Source organism: Amaricoccus sp. (genome assembly GCF_017993425.1).
Taxonomy (GTDB): Bacteria; Pseudomonadota; Alphaproteobacteria; order Rhodobacterales; family Rhodobacteraceae; genus Amaricoccus.
The window spans coordinates 1-13,660 of the sequence record NZ_JAGOMQ010000009.1; the positions used below are offsets into that span (position 1 = coordinate 1).

Consider the following 13,660-nt stretch of genomic DNA (forward strand, 5'->3'; position numbering starts at 1 on the left):
AGGGCAAGTGGCGGAGAGGAAGGGATTCGAACCCTCGAGACGGTTCCCCGCCTGCACCCTTAGCAGGGGTGTGCCTTCGACCACTCGGCCACCTCTCCGGCGGCCGGTATACGGGCCAAATTCCGGAGTAACAAGGCGGTTCCTGCCGGGCGCGCGATCGACGCCGGGGCCGGGGCGGGGGAGCCGCGCCGCGGGGCGGATCGTGGCGTCAGCGGGGGGTGAGGGCCGTGTCGATGAGGAAGACCACGCCGTTCGAGGCCATCAGGTCGGCGCGCAGGACAGAGGCGCCGTTGACGCGGAGCGCGCCGCCGCTGCCGTCGACGTTGAGGCTCGTGCCGAGGAGCGTGGTGTGGTTGACGTCCATGCCCTCGAGGAACTCGCTGGTCAGCTCGCCGGGCACCACGTGGTAGGCGACGAGACGGGCGAGGTCCGGGCTGCGCCGCGCCGCCGCGGCGAAGGCGCGGTCGGTGGGGGCGAAGAGGGTGAAGGGGCCGGGGCCGGCGAGGGTCTCGGCGACGCCGGTCTCCCCGGCGGCGCGGGCGAAGCGGCCGGCGCCCGCGCCGCGGGCGACCGAGAGCACGTCGGCGCCGGCGCGGGCGGTCCCGCGCGGCGCGGCGCCGCCGCCGGAGCAGGCGCCGAGAAGGGCCGCGCCGCCGGTCAGGATGAAGGATCGCCTGCGCATCGGTTCGCTCCTCTCGCGCCGCGGGCCGCCCTCCCGCCGGGACGCGGACAGTAGCGGCGGCGCGGCGCGGCGTCGATGCATTCCGGGGGTGCTCCAGCACGCCCCAAGGAACGCGCCGCAGCGCGCCCGCCGTCCCTGAACCCGCGCTCGCGCCCGTCTCCCGCGCCGCCTGACCGCGACGATGATGCGGCAAAACCCCGTCGGCCTGCGACGCCGGATCGACGGTCCTCCCCGGAGGCGCCGCCTTCCCCAACCGGACAGAACGCCGAAGAGCGGCGCCCGGAGACGCGAAGGCGAGGCCGGCCAGACCCCGCTCGGCCCCGCGAACTCGGGCCGCCAGGGTCCGCAGGCGAACCGCACGCGGGCCGTTGCTCTCGCCGTGAAGGCCCCCTTCGGCACCTCGCGAACGCGGGTCGCCCAAGGGTCCGGCGGCGAACCGCCCGGGGATCGGCTGCGGGCGCACCGTCCGGTCACGACCCGCTCCGGCCAAGCGGCGCCCCCCCGCCCAAGGCGCCGCCGATCCCCGCCCGGCGGCAGCCCGACGCCGGAGATCGGGCAGACCGGCGGGCGCGCCCGTGGCCCTTCTCCGCACCCGGCGCGCCCTCAACCTCGACGAGACCATCCCCACGCGGCCCTTACTCCGTGTCGCCGGAACGGCATTCCTTCCCTGCGGCGCAGCCCTTCCCGAAACGGCCAGAAACCTGGAGAGCAGCGCCGGAGACCGGCGAGGGCCCCGTCTGCACCTGCGAATGCGGGTCGCCCGGGGTCCGGCGGCGAACGCCTCCGGGGGTCGGCCAGGGGCGCAATGTCCGGCCCGGCGTGCGACCGGCTCCGATCCACCCCCCGCGTCGCCCTCCCGCCCTGCCCGGCGACGTCAGCCCGGGGGCGACGCGCACAGGGTCGAGCGGATCAGGAAGCGGCGCTCGCGGCCGTTGTCGAGCGAGAACATGCCGCCCCGCCCCGGAACCACGTCGAGGATCAGGTCGGTGTGCCTCCACGCCTCGAACTGCGCCGCCCCGATCCAGAACGGCGCGCCCCCGATCCGGCCGAGCAGCACGTCGCCGTCGCCCACCAGGAACTCCCCCGCCGGATAGCACATCGGCGAGGAGCCGTCGCAGCAGCCGCCGGACTGGTGGAACATCACCGGCCCGTGGTCGGCGACGATCTCGGCGAGGAGCGCCAGCGCCGCCGGCGTGGCGCTGACCTTGCCGAGACCGTCCCCGCTCATGACGCCCCGCTCATGACGCCCCGCTTCATGATGCGATGTCCAGCACGACGCGGCCCTCGATCTCGCCCCTATGCATCCGGGCGAAGACGTCGTTCACCTCCTCGAGCCTCGCCATGTGGATCGTCGCCTTCACCTTGCCCTGCGCCGCGAAGTCGATCGACTCCTGCAGGTCGAGCCGCGTGCCGACGATCGACCCCCGCACGGTGATCCCGTTCAGCACCATCCCGAAGATGTCGAGCGGGAAGTCCCCCGGCGGCAGGCCGTTCAGCGACACCGTGCCGCCGCGCGCCACCATGCCGATCGCCTGCTCGAAGGCCTTGCGGCTCACGGCCGTCACCAGCACGCCCTGCGCCCCGCCGCCGGTCTCGCGGCGGATCACCTCGGCCGGGTCCTCCTCCAGCGCGTTGACGGTCAGCGTCGCGCCGAGCCGCCGCGCGAGGTCGAGCTTGTCCTCGGCGATGTCGACGGCGGCGACGTTGAGGCCCATCGCCTTGGCGTATTGCACCGCCATATGGCCGAGGCCGCCGACGCCGGAGATCACCACCCAGTCGCCGGGCTTGGTGTCGGTCACCTTCAGCCCCTTGTAGACCGTCACGCCCGCGCAGAGCACGGGCGCCATCTCGGCGAAGCTCACCCCGTCCGGCAGATGCCCGACATAGTTCGGATCGGCGACGACATAGTCCGCGAACCCCCCGTTCACCGAATACCCGGTGTTCTGCTGCTCCAGGCACAGCGTCTCCCAGCCGCCGAGGCAGTGCCGGCAATGCCCGCAGGCGGTGTAGAGCCAGGGCACCCCGACCCGGTCGCCCTCCTTGACCACCTTCACGCCCTGGCCGACGGCGGAGACGTAGCCGACGCCCTCATGGCCGGGGATGAACGGCGGGTTCGGCTTCACCGGCCAGTCGCCTTCGGCGGCGTGGAGGTCGGTATGGCAGACGCCCGAAGCCTGGATCGCCACCTGGATCATCCCCGGCCCCGGCTCGGGAACCGGGACCTCGTCGATGCTGAGCGGCTGGCCGAACGCGCGGACGACGGCCGCCTTCATGGTCTTCGCCATGGCCTTTCTCCTCCTCTTGTGAAGCGCAACATAGGGCCGGCGCGGACGCCGGCCCCTGATCTCGATCAGAAGAACCCGAGTTTCTTCGGGCTGTAGCTCACCAGCAGGTTCTTGGTCTGCTGGTAGTGATCGAGCATCATCTTGTGGTTCTCGCGCCCGATGCCCGACTGCTTGTAGCCGCCGAAGGCCGCATGTGCCGGATAGGCGTGGTAGCAGTTCGTCCACACCCGCCCCGCCTGGATCGCCCGGCCGAAGCGGTAGGCGCGGGTCCCGTCGCGGGTCCAGACGCCGGCGCCGAGGCCGTAGAGCGTGTCGTTGGCGATCGCGAGCGCCTCTTCGTCGTCCTTGAACGTCGTCACCGAGACCACCGGCCCGAAGATCTCCTCCTGGAAGATCCGCATCTTGTTGTGGCCGCGGAACACCGTCGGCCGCACGTAGTAGCCGCCCGCGAGATCGCCGGTCAGCTCCGCCCGGCCTCCGCCGGCCAGCACCTCGGCGCCCTCCTGCCGGCCGATGTCGATGTAGGAGAGGATCTTCTCCATCTGCTCGCCCGAGGCCTGCGCGCCGATCATCGTCGCCGGGTCGAGCGGGTCGCCCTGCACGATGGCGTTCACCCGCTCCACCGCCTTCTCCATGAAGCGGTCGAAGATCTTCTCGTGGACCAGCGCCCGGCTCGGGCAGGTGCAGACCTCGCCCTGGTTGAGCGCGAACATCGTGAAGCCCTCGAGCGCCTTGTCGAGGAAGTCGTCGTCCTCCTGCGCCACGTCGGCGAAGAAGATGTTCGGGCTCTTGCCGCCGAGCTCCAGCGTCACCGGGATCAGGTTCTGGCTGGCGTACTGCATGATCAGCCGCCCGGTCGTCGTCTCGCCAGTGAAGGCGATCTTGGCGATCCGGTTCGACGACGCCAGCGGCTTGCCCGCCTCCAGCCCGAAGCCATTCACCACGTTGAGCACGCCCGGCGGCAGCAGGTCGCCGATCAGCTCCATCAGCACCAGGATCGAGCCCGGCGTCTGCTCGGCCGGCTTCAGCACCACGCAGTTGCCGGCGGCGAGCGCCGGCGCGAGCTTCCAGACCGCCATCAGCAGCGGGAAGTTCCACGGGATGATCTGCCCGACGACGCCGAGCGGCTCGTGGAAGTGGTAGGCGACGGTGTCGTGGTCGATCTCGGCGAGGCTCCCCTCCTGCGCCCGGATCGCCCCGGCGAAGTAGCGGAAATGGTCGATGGCGAGCGGCAGGTCGGCCGCCGTCGTCTCGCGGATCGGCTTGCCATTGTCCCAGGTCTCGGCTCGCGCCAGCAGGTCGAGGTTCTCCTCCATGCGGTCGGCGATGCGGTTCAGGATACGCGCCCGCTCGGCGACGCTGGTGCGCCCCCAGGCGTCCTTGGCGGCATGGGCGGCGTCGAGCGCCGCCTCGACGTCCGTCGCGTCGGAACGGGCGATCTCGCTCAGCACCTGCCCGGTCACCGGCGAGGTGTTGTCGAAATAGCGCCCCGCCTTCGGCGCCACCCAGGCGCCGTTGATGAAGTTGTCATAGCGCGGAGCGAAGGGGGCCTTCGCCGCGCGGAAGAATTCGACTTTGTTCATGCCCGTCCTCCCGGTCACATTCGCGACGCTCGCTGCGCCGCGGTGCAAGGAAATTGCGCCGCGACTCGCCCCGCGTCACCCCGGCCGCCCCCGCCGCCGCGCCGGGCCTGTATCAGGAATGCGACAGTCAAGCCCCGTTCCGGCGCGGTCAGCGGCTATGCTCCCGGCGCATGGCGCTGTGGGTCTTCTCTGTCCTTACTTTTTGGCGTAAGGTAAGGCGTCCCGGTCAGAGGAACGCTCCATGAAGGAATCGACCATCACGGCGAAGGGCCAAACGACCATTCCGCAGGCGGTTCGCGAAGCGCTCGGCGTGGCGGCTGGCGATCGTGTGCGCTACGTCGTCGAAGGCGACAAGGTGCGGCTGCTGAAGGTCCGGTCCATCATGGAGCTCGACGGCCTTCTCCGCGACGCCCGGCGCGCACCGGCCACGCTGGACGAGATGGAAGACGGCATCGCCGCCGGAGCGGCGGATGAGACCGGGCTCGGGTGATCGGGCTCGACACCAACGTCCTCATCCGCTTCTTCGTCGGTGACGATCCCGGACAGACCGAGGCCGCGCGCCGCCTGATGTCGAGCCTCGACGAGAGCCGGCCAGGCTTCGTTTGTCGGGAGGTGGTCCTCGAGACCGTCTGGGTGCTCCAGCGCACCTACCGGATGGAGCGGGACCGGATCGCCGACGCCCTCGACGGGCTCCTCACTGCGCGCGAGATCGTGGTCGAGACGGCGGATGACATCGCCGCCGCGGTCGCGGACTGGCGGAGCGGCGGCGCCGGACTCGGCGACCGGATGATCGCCGCGGCCGCGCGCCGCGCCGGCGCTGCACCGCTCGTAACCTTCGACCGCAGGGCGGCCACCCTGCCCGACGCGGACCTCCTGTCGTGATGCGGGCTGCCCGCGGCGGGCCAGCGCCCTACAGCAGATGAAACCGGTTCAGCTTGCGATAAAGCGTCGCCCGGCTGATCCCCAGCGCCTTCGCCGCCGCCGAGGCGTTGCCGCCCGCCCGGACCATGGCCCGCTGCAGCGCCCCGCGCTCGGCGTCGTCGAGCTCGCCCCCGCCGGCGAAGCCGAGCACGTCGGCGAGCGGCCGTGGTCGCGCCGGGCCGGTCGCCGGCATCCCCAGCGACTGCCGCGCCGCCCGGCTCGCGCCGATCACCACGTCGTCGCCGTCGACGGCGATCAGCCCGCCCCCCGTCGCCCCGACCCCCGGCGCCACCACGATCCGGGCATCGGGAAACGCCAGCCGGAACGCCTCCGCGTCGATGCGGCGGGCCGCATCCTGCACCGCCACCGTGATCAGCCCGAGGAACGCCTCCGTCGCGTCCGCCCGGCAGGACGAGACGTCGAGCGCCGCGGCGAGCCGCCCCTCGTGGTCGAAGACCGGCGCGGTCACGCAGCTGAGCCCGGTGTTGCGGGTGAAGAAATGCTGGTCGCGGTGGATGGCCAGCGCCCGCTGCTCGACGATGCAGGTGCCGATGCCGTTGGTGCCCTCGGCCGCCTCCGACCACACGCACCCCGTCCACAGCCCCCAGTCGCGGAAGGCCACGTCGTCGCCCGGCGCGCCCCGCCGGTCGATCGGCACCCCCTCGCCGTCCGCCAGCAGCACGCAGCAGCCGACCGAGCCCACCGCCTGGAACAGCCGGTCGAGGCTCGCCTGCGCCGCATGGAGCAAGGGCCCGGTCCGCTCGCGCGCCGCCTTCAGCTCCGCCTCGGTCAGCCGCCGCGGCGCGGCCCGCTCGGAAGGGTCAAGATGGTGCAGGGCCGAGGAGCGCCGCCACGACGCGGCCAGCGCCGACCGCGCCGGCGCGTCGCCCGCGATCGTCTGCTGCACCCGGTCGGCATGGCGGACGGGCCGCTCTGCGCGCATCCTGCCTCCCCTGCGGAGCCGCTCGCCGGCGGCCGCCTTGCCTCCGGAAATGCCCGACCGCAGCCCGCTTGTCCAGCACGGCGCGCGCGTTAACCCCTGACGCGCAACGGGGCTCAAAGGTCAACGACCAAAATCACCAAGCAAATCCAGTAGCTTGACCAGCGTCTCCCCGTGCGGCATTTCCCGCCCCCCTCACCGGGCGATGATCAGCGCCGCATTGACCGCGATGGCGATCAGCACCGTGTTGTAGGCGAAGGCGGCCAGCGAGTGGATCATCACCGCCCGCCGCATCGCCTTCGACGAGGCCGCGACGTCCGACACCGAGGCCGAGGCCCCGATGACGAAGGCCTGGTAGAGGAAGTCGAGCCCGTCCGGCGGCTCGTCGCCGGCGAAGCTCATCCCGCCCCGCGGCTTCCCGTCCGGCCCCGGCCGGTAGTAGAGGCTCGCATACTGATAGGCGGCGAGCGTATGCGTCATCGCCCAGCTCAGCGGCACGCTCAGCACCGCGAGGATCGGAAACGCCCGCCCCTCGCTCTGCGGGTGGTTCAGCAGCAGGAAGATCGACCACAGGCTCAGCAGCATCGCGACCAGCGTCAGCACGAACACGATGCCGAGCCCGGTCCGGAGCCGCGCCTTCGCCCGCTTCCGCAAGCCCTCGGGGTCGAGGCTGAACGCCAGCCGCATCATCAGCGCGATGAAGACGAGGAAGAACACGTCCGCCGCCAGCAGCACCCGGAGCGGCGGATGCCGTCCCCAGGTCGCGAACCACACCGCCACCCCGCAGGCGAGCGCGATGTGAAAGGCGCGGTGGGTGGCGAGCTCGGCCCGGATCCGGCCGAGCACCCCGTCCGCGGGCGCGTCGCTCATTTCTGCCAGTGGACCCCGGTCATGTCGTCGGCCTGGATCGGCGCGTTCTCCCACAACCCGCGCAGCCGCGCGTCGGCGACGCCGGTCTTGGCGAGCTGGAACAGGAACACCGCCGCCGACTGCTCCGCCACCCGCTCCTGCATCGCGCCCAGCACCGCGTTGCGGTCCGCCTCGTCGCTCATCCCGGCGAGCCCGGCCACCAGCGCCACCATCACCGGGTCATGCGAGCCGAAGTAATAGTCCGGCCGGGCATAGATCCCGATGTCCATCGGCTCGGTATGGCTGACGATGGTCATCCCGAAATCCTTGTTGGTGAAGACCTGCTCCAGCCACTGCGCCCATTCCATGTTGACGATCTGCGCGTCGATCCCCACCGCCCGCAGCTGCGCCTGCACGATCTCGCCCCCCCGCCGCGCATAGGGCGGCGGCGGCAGCGCCAGCGTGGTCTGGAACCCGTCCGGATGCCCCGCCGCGGCGAGCAGCGCCTTCGCCCCCTCCGGGTCGTAGGCGTTCTCCCCGGTCAGGTCGACATAAGCGGGATGATGCGGCGCGAAGTGGCTGCCGATCGGCGTGCCGTAGCCGAACATCGCCCCGTCGACGATCGCCCGCCGGTCGATCGCCTTCGCCACCGCGCGGCGCACCCTTATGTCGTCGAAGGGCGGCCTCGCGTTGTTCATCGCGAGGATCGTCTCGCCCTCGGTGGTGCCGACGATCACCGAGAACCGCGGATCCGCCTGGAACTGCGCGAGGTTCTCCGGCGCCGGGAACACCGGAAACGCGTCCACGTCCCCCGCCATCATCGCCGCGAACGCGGCCGTCGGGTCCGAGATGAACTTGAACGTCACCTTGTCGAGCTTCGCCGGCTCGCCCCAGTAGTCCGGGTTCCTGACCAGCTCGATCCGGTCGCCCTGCACCCAGCTCGAGAACTCGAACGGCCCGGTGCCGACGGGATGCGTCTTGTTCGCCTCCGCCGTCGCCGGCGACACGATCACAGCGTCCCCCCAGGCGAGGTTGAAGAGCAGGTCGCCCTTCGGCGCGTCGAGCCCGATCTCGACGGTCGCGTCGTCGATCGCCGTGACCTCGTTGATCCCGTCGAAGAGCTGCTTCTGCGCGTTGACGCTCCCCTCCCCGCGGGCCCGGTCGAAGGAGAACACCACGTCCTCCGCGGTGAACGCCACCCCGTCGTGGAAGGTCACCCCCGGCCGCAGGTGGAACACCCACGAGAGCCCGTCCGGCGCCTCCTCCCAGCTCTCCGCAAGCCCCGGCCCGACCCGCCCGTCCGGCCCGATGCGGGTCAGCCCCTCGAAGACGTTGGCGTAGACCACCTCGTCGATCGCCGCGGCCGCTCCGGCCGTCGGGTCGAGATGCGGCGGCTCGAGCTGCATGCCGACGACGATCTGGTTCGACGCCGCATGGTCCTGGCCGAAGGCCGGCCCGGCGAGCAGGGCGAGCCCCAGCGCCAGCGCCGACAGGGGATGTGTCATCGAGGGTCTCCGCAGTAGGAAGGTCGTCAGCCGGGTCCGCGCCCGAGCAGGTCGCCGAGGGCGATCGCCATCACCAGCGCCGCGTCGAGCATGTCGTCCACGCCGACATATTCGTCGGGTTGATGCGCGAGGTCCAGTATGCCGGGCCCGTAAGCCACGCAATTCCTGAGCCGCCCGATCCGGTCGACGTGCTTCTGGTCGTAGGTCCCCGGCGAGACCACGAACTCCGCCTCCCGCCCCAGCACCGTCGCCACCGCCGCGGCCAGCGCCGCCGCCACCGGCGCGTCGCGCTCCGTCATCGTCGGCTGCACCTCGAAGAGGTCGCGCACCTCCGCCCGGAACCGCCGCCGGTCCTGCGCCAGCTCGATCGTCGCCCTGAGCTCCGCCTTCACGTCCTCCAGCCGCTCCTCGGCGAGGAAGCGCCTGTCAATCACCATGCGGCAGCGGTCCGGCACCACCGGCGAGGGCAGCCCGTCGAAGCCCGCCGGCTGCTCCGCCTGCCCGCCATGGATCGAGTTGATGTTGACCGTCGAGGCCCGCGCCCCCTCCGGAACCACCGGCATCGCCGTGCGCTTCCGCGCCAGCGCCGGGATCAGCGTCGCCTCCATCTCCGCGACGATCGCCCCCATGTGCCGCACCGCGCAGTCGCCGAGGAACGGCATCGAGCCATGGGCGATCCGCCCGAAGGTCTCGATCTCCGCCCACCACACCCCCCGGTGCCCGAGACAGACCCGGTCCTTGTTGAGCGGCTCGGGGATGATGACATGGTCGACCCGCGCATAGAGCCCCTGCTCCGCGAGATACGCGACCCCGCCATATCCCCCCGTCTCCTCGTCCCCCGTCGCGGTGATCTCGATCGCGCCCGGGAAATCCGGCGAGACGGCAAGGAACGCCTCCACCGCCACGATCGCCGCCGCGAGCCCGCCCTTCATGTCGCAGGCCCCGCGGCCGTAGACCTTGCCGTCGATCAGCGCGCCCCCGAACGGATCGACGGTCCAGCCCTGCCCCGCCTCCACCACGTCGATATGGCCGTTGAACTGCACGCATTGCCCCGGCCGCGTCCCCTCGCGCCACGCGAGCAGGTTCCAGCGCGGATGCCGCTCGCTGTCCCCCGGCGCCCCCTCGGCGCGCAGGAACCGGCACTCGAACCCCTGCGGCCGCAGCCGCGCGGCCACCAGCTCGCAGGCCTCGCGATAGAATTCCCCCGGCGGGTTCACCGTCGGGATGCGGATCAGCGCCGCGGTCAGCGCGACGAGGTCGTCGCGCCGCGCCTCGATCTCGCGGCGCAGTCGGTCAGGCATCGGCGTCCCCCAGCGCGATCCGGTCGAGCATCCAGGCGAGGCCAGCATCGTGCATCGCCGCCGCCGGCGCCACCACGTTGATCGCGAAGCTGCCGAGCGGCAGCGGCGCCTCCCGCCACACGAGCCCCAGCCGCCCGGCATGGCGCGTCGCGAAGCGCCGCGGCGCCGCCGCCACCAGCCCGGTCTCCCCCAGCATCAGCAGCGCGAAGGCGAAGTTCGGCGCGGTCAGCGCCACCCGCCGCCGCCGCCCGACCTCCGCGAGCACGAGATCGACGAACCCCTCCGGATCCCCCGACGCGGACACGACGACATGCCCCGCGGCGCAGAACCCGTCGAGCGTCATCCCGGCCGCCAGCGGATGGCCCGCCCGCATCGCCACCACGAAATCCTCGTCATAGACCCGCCGGCGCCAGAACCGCGCCGGCGCCTCGCCCACCGGCAGCAGCGCCGCGTCGAGCCGCCGCGCGTCGAGCTCCGCGAACGCCTCCGCCCAGGCCCGCCCCGGCGCCATCTCCCCCGGCGCCGGCAGCAGCGGCCGCAGCCCGAGATCCACCCCCGGCGCCTCCGCCGCCAGCCGCGCCCGCAGCGGCGGCGCCAGCACCGCGAGCACCCCGTCCGGCCCGCCCAGCACGAAGCGCCGCGTCGAGCGCGCCGGATCGAACGGCGCGGCGAGCGCCAGCACGCCGCGCACCCGCGCCAGCGCCTCGGCGATCGGCAGGGCGAGGTCGAGCGCCCGCGCCGTCGGCGTCACCCCGCGCGGCGTGCGCAGGAACACCGGATCGTCGAGCAGCCGCCGGAGCCGCCCCAGCCCGTGGCTCACCGCCGACGGCGTCAGGCTCAGCCGCGCCGCCGCCCGCCCGACATGACGCTCCTCCAGCACCGCCTCGAAGAGCACCAGCAGGTTGAGATCGACGCGCGAGAGATCAATCCTGTTCAGCATATCGCTGAAATCATACCATTGGATTCATCACGCGGGAACTGCGATCCCCTCCGTCGGCGCGGCGCCCCGCCCCGCCGGAACCCGGAGACACCGACATGCGCCCCACCCGCCGCACCGTCCTCGCCGCCGCCGGCGCGGGCCTCGCCGCCCCCGCCCTCGCCCCCGCCCTCGCCGGCGCCCCCGACGACGCCGCCCCCGGCCTCCTCCGCCTCTCCGCCGAGGCGAACGCCGCGCTCCTGCGCGGCGACGTCGACGCCTACCGCGCCCTCGTCACCCTCGCCGACGACTTCCTGCTGATGTCGCCCTTCGGCGGCCGGCCCACCCCGGGCGCCGAGGTGACCGCGGAGACCTGGGAAGGGATGCGCCGCTTCTTCCGCGACGGCACGCTCGAGGTCGACCTCGCCGGCTCCTGGAGCACCCCCGACATGGTGGCGCTGGCGCTGGTCGAGCGCGCCGAGGTCGCGGTCGGCGGCCTCCCCCGGCAGCCCTGGGCGCTCCGCGTGACCCTCGTCTACCGCCGCGACGGCGACGCCTGGCGGCTCGTCCACCGCCACGCCGACCCGCTCGCCCACGGAATCGACCTCGCGGAGGCCGCGGCGCTCGCATCCGGGCCTGCCGGGTGAGGCCTCATGTGGCGCCGCAGCAAAAGGGTAAACCAATCGTCGCCGCGGTCTTTGACCGCGGGGGCCTGCCCTGATACCACCCGGCGGTGTCGAATCACCAGTGAGAGTGCCCTTATGGCCGCGTCCCGTTCCGCCACCGCACCGAAACCCGTCGAGGCCTTCGTGAAGTACCCCTCCCCGCCCGCGTCCAACCTCGCCCCGATCCCGGAGCTCTACGTCTCCTACGACAGCGCGGCGAAGCTGAAGCTCGAGGCGGCGGAGCTCGTCTCCTGGGACCTCACGCAGCGGCAGGTCTGCGACCTCGAGCTTCTGATGAACGGCGGCTTCTTCCCGCTCAAGGGCTTCCTCGGCGAGGCGGACTACGACGGCGTCGTCAACGACATGCGGCTCGCCGACGGCACGCTCTGGCCGATGCCGATCACGCTCGACGTCTCCGAGGCCTTCGCCGCCAAGGTCGAGCCCGGCCAGGACATCGCGCTCCGCGACCCCGAGGGCGTGATCCTCGCCATCCTCTCGATCACCGACAAGTGGACGCCGAACAAGTCGCACGAGGCCGAGAAGGTCTTCGGCGCCGACGACATCGCCCACCCGGCGGTCAACTACCTCCACCACAAGGCCGGCCCCGTCTATCTCGGCGGCCCGGTCACCGGCATCCAGGCGCCGGTCCACTACGACTTCCGCGCCCGCCGCAACACCCCGAACGAGCTGCGCGCCTACTTCCGCAAGCTCGGCTGGCGGCGCATCGTCGCCTTCCAGACCCGCAACCCGCTGCACCGCGCCCACCAGGAGCTGACCTTCCGCGCCGCCCGCGAGGCGCAGGCCAACCTCCTGATCCACCCGTCGGTCGGCATGACCAAGCCGGGCGACATCGACCACTTCACCCGCGTCCGCTGCTACGAGGCGGTGCTCGACCAGTACCCGACCTCGACCACGACGCTCTCGCTCCTCGGCCTCGCCATGCGCATGGGCGGCCCGCGCGAGGCGGTCTGGCACGGGCTGATCCGGCGCAACCACGGCTGCACGCACATGATCGTCGGCCGCGACCACGCCGGCCCGGGCAAGAACAGCCAGGGCAAGGACTTCTACGGCCCCTACGACGCCCAGCAGCTCTTCGGCTCGCTCCAGGGCGAGATCGGCGTCGAGATGGTCGACTTCAAGCAGATGGTCTACGTCCAGGAGAAGGCCCAGTACGAGCCCCGCGACGAGGTCGAGGAGGGCCAGACCATCCTCGACATCTCCGGCACCGAGCTGCGCCGCCGCCTGCGCGAGGGCCTCGAGATCCCCGACTGGTTCTCGTTCCCGGCCGTGGTGCAGGAGCTGCGCCGCACCTCGCCGCCGCGCTCGAAGCAGGGCTTCACGGTGTTCTTCACCGGCTTCTCCGGCTCGGGCAAGTCGACGATCGCCAACGCGCTCATGGTCAAGCTGATGGAGATGGGCGGCCGCCCGGTGACGCTGCTCGACGGCGACCTCGTCCGCAAGCACCTCTCGTCCGAGCTCGGCTTCTCCAAGGAGCACCGCGACATCAACATCCGCCGCATCGGCTACGTCGCGTCGGAGATCACCAAGAACGGCGGCGTCGCCATCTGCGCCCCGATCGCGCCCTACGCGGCCACCCGCCGCGGCGTGCGCGAGGACATCGAGGCCTTCGGCGCCTTCGTCGAGGTCCACGTCGCGACCACGATCGAGGAATGCGAGAAGCGCGACCGCAAGGGGCTCTACAAGCTTGCCCGCGAAGGCAAGATCAAGGAGTTCACCGGCATCTCCGACCCCTACGACGTCCCCGAGAACCCCGAGATCCGTCTCGACACCGAGGGCATGGACGTCGACTACTGCGCCCAGCAGGTCATCCTGAAGCTGGAGCAGATGGGCCTCATCGCCGCCTGACGGGCGCAAGCCGCCGACAAGACCAGGAACGCCGCCGGGGGCCCCCCCCGGCGGCGTTTCTCTTTTGCCTGCCGAGCGTCCCCCTCGGACCCGCGACGGCGCCCCGCCGGAAGACATGCGCATGTCTCCCGGCTCGACGCGTCGCCC

General features: G+C 72.0%; 13 protein-coding genes and 1 tRNA gene. 4 read left to right on the plus strand and 10 right to left on the minus strand.

Going from position 1 to position 13,660, the window contains the following annotated elements:
* Window positions 1-8 precede the first annotated feature (8 nt).
* The 5 genes from KBB57_RS05905 to adh all read right to left on the minus strand — a co-directional run bounded on the left by KBB57_RS05905 (window position 9) and on the right by adh (window position 4,550).
* A tRNA-Ser gene (locus KBB57_RS05905) sits at window positions 9-98 on the minus strand.
* A gap of 110 nt (window positions 99-208) precedes the next feature.
* Window positions 209-682 carry a fasciclin domain-containing protein gene (locus KBB57_RS05910; protein WP_290747615.1) on the minus strand — a complete coding sequence of 158 codons (474 nt, stop codon included), beginning with the start codon at window positions 680-682 and terminating at the stop codon, window positions 209-211.
* An 874-nt stretch (window positions 683-1,556) separates the two neighbouring features.
* Window positions 1,557-1,910, minus strand: a complete 354-nt coding sequence (locus KBB57_RS05915; RefSeq protein WP_290747616.1) for a DUF779 domain-containing protein — start codon at window positions 1,908-1,910, stop codon at window positions 1,557-1,559.
* A 25-nt stretch (window positions 1,911-1,935) separates the two neighbouring features.
* Window positions 1,936-2,967, minus strand: a complete 1,032-nt coding sequence (gene adhP, locus KBB57_RS05920) for an alcohol dehydrogenase AdhP (RefSeq protein WP_290747617.1) — start codon at window positions 2,965-2,967, stop codon at window positions 1,936-1,938.
* A 65-nt stretch (window positions 2,968-3,032) separates the two neighbouring features.
* Complete coding sequence (gene adh, locus KBB57_RS05925; RefSeq protein WP_290747618.1) at window positions 3,033-4,550, minus strand: aldehyde dehydrogenase; 1,518 nt, start codon at window positions 4,548-4,550, stop codon at window positions 3,033-3,035.
* Window positions 4,551-4,791: 241 nt separating this feature from the next.
* On the opposite strand from adh, the gene KBB57_RS05930 reads away from it, so the two are divergent.
* Window positions 4,792-5,040 (plus strand): AbrB/MazE/SpoVT family DNA-binding domain-containing protein, encoded by a 249-nt coding sequence (locus KBB57_RS05930; RefSeq protein WP_290747619.1) that lies wholly within the window; start codon window positions 4,792-4,794, stop codon window positions 5,038-5,040.
* Complete coding sequence (locus KBB57_RS05935) at window positions 5,037-5,432, plus strand: PIN domain-containing protein (protein ID WP_290747620.1); 396 nt, start codon at window positions 5,037-5,039, stop codon at window positions 5,430-5,432. Before KBB57_RS05930 ends, KBB57_RS05935 begins: the two co-directional genes overlap by 4 nt.
* Window positions 5,433-5,460: 28 nt before the next feature.
* Here the strand turns inward: KBB57_RS05935 and KBB57_RS05940 are convergent, their stop codons facing one another.
* The 5 genes from KBB57_RS05940 to KBB57_RS05960 all read right to left on the minus strand — a co-directional run bounded on the left by KBB57_RS05940 (window position 5,461) and on the right by KBB57_RS05960 (window position 11,006).
* Window positions 5,461-6,414, minus strand: coding sequence for a helix-turn-helix domain-containing protein (locus KBB57_RS05940; RefSeq protein WP_290747621.1), 954 nt, complete (start codon window positions 6,412-6,414; stop codon window positions 5,461-5,463).
* A gap of 192 nt (window positions 6,415-6,606) precedes the next feature.
* A complete protein-coding gene (locus KBB57_RS05945) occupies window positions 6,607-7,281 on the minus strand; it encodes a DUF1345 domain-containing protein (protein WP_290747622.1) in 675 nt (224 codons plus the stop codon).
* Window positions 7,278-8,765: an ABC transporter substrate-binding protein gene (locus KBB57_RS05950; RefSeq protein WP_290747623.1), complete on the minus strand. Its 1,488-nt coding sequence runs from the start codon at window positions 8,763-8,765 to the stop codon at window positions 7,278-7,280. The genes KBB57_RS05945 and KBB57_RS05950 overlap by 4 nt, the downstream gene beginning before the upstream one ends.
* A gap of 26 nt (window positions 8,766-8,791) precedes the next feature.
* Complete coding sequence (locus KBB57_RS05955; RefSeq protein ID WP_290747624.1) at window positions 8,792-10,066, minus strand: acetylornithine deacetylase/succinyl-diaminopimelate desuccinylase family protein; 1,275 nt, start codon at window positions 10,064-10,066, stop codon at window positions 8,792-8,794.
* On the minus strand, window positions 10,059-11,006 hold the full coding sequence (locus KBB57_RS05960; RefSeq protein ID WP_290747625.1) for a LysR family transcriptional regulator: 948 nt from the start codon (window positions 11,004-11,006) through the stop codon (window positions 10,059-10,061). The genes KBB57_RS05955 and KBB57_RS05960 overlap by 8 nt, the downstream gene beginning before the upstream one ends.
* 95 nt (window positions 11,007-11,101) lie before the next feature.
* On the opposite strand from KBB57_RS05960, the gene KBB57_RS05965 reads away from it, so the two are divergent.
* Both KBB57_RS05965 and KBB57_RS05970 read left to right on the plus strand, forming a co-directional pair.
* Window positions 11,102-11,629: a nuclear transport factor 2 family protein gene (locus KBB57_RS05965; protein WP_290747626.1), complete on the plus strand. Its 528-nt coding sequence runs from the start codon at window positions 11,102-11,104 to the stop codon at window positions 11,627-11,629.
* A gap of 114 nt (window positions 11,630-11,743) precedes the next feature.
* A complete protein-coding gene (locus KBB57_RS05970; protein ID WP_290747627.1) occupies window positions 11,744-13,513 on the plus strand; it encodes a bifunctional sulfate adenylyltransferase/adenylylsulfate kinase in 1,770 nt (589 codons plus the stop codon).
* Window positions 13,514-13,660: the final 147 nt, after the last annotated feature.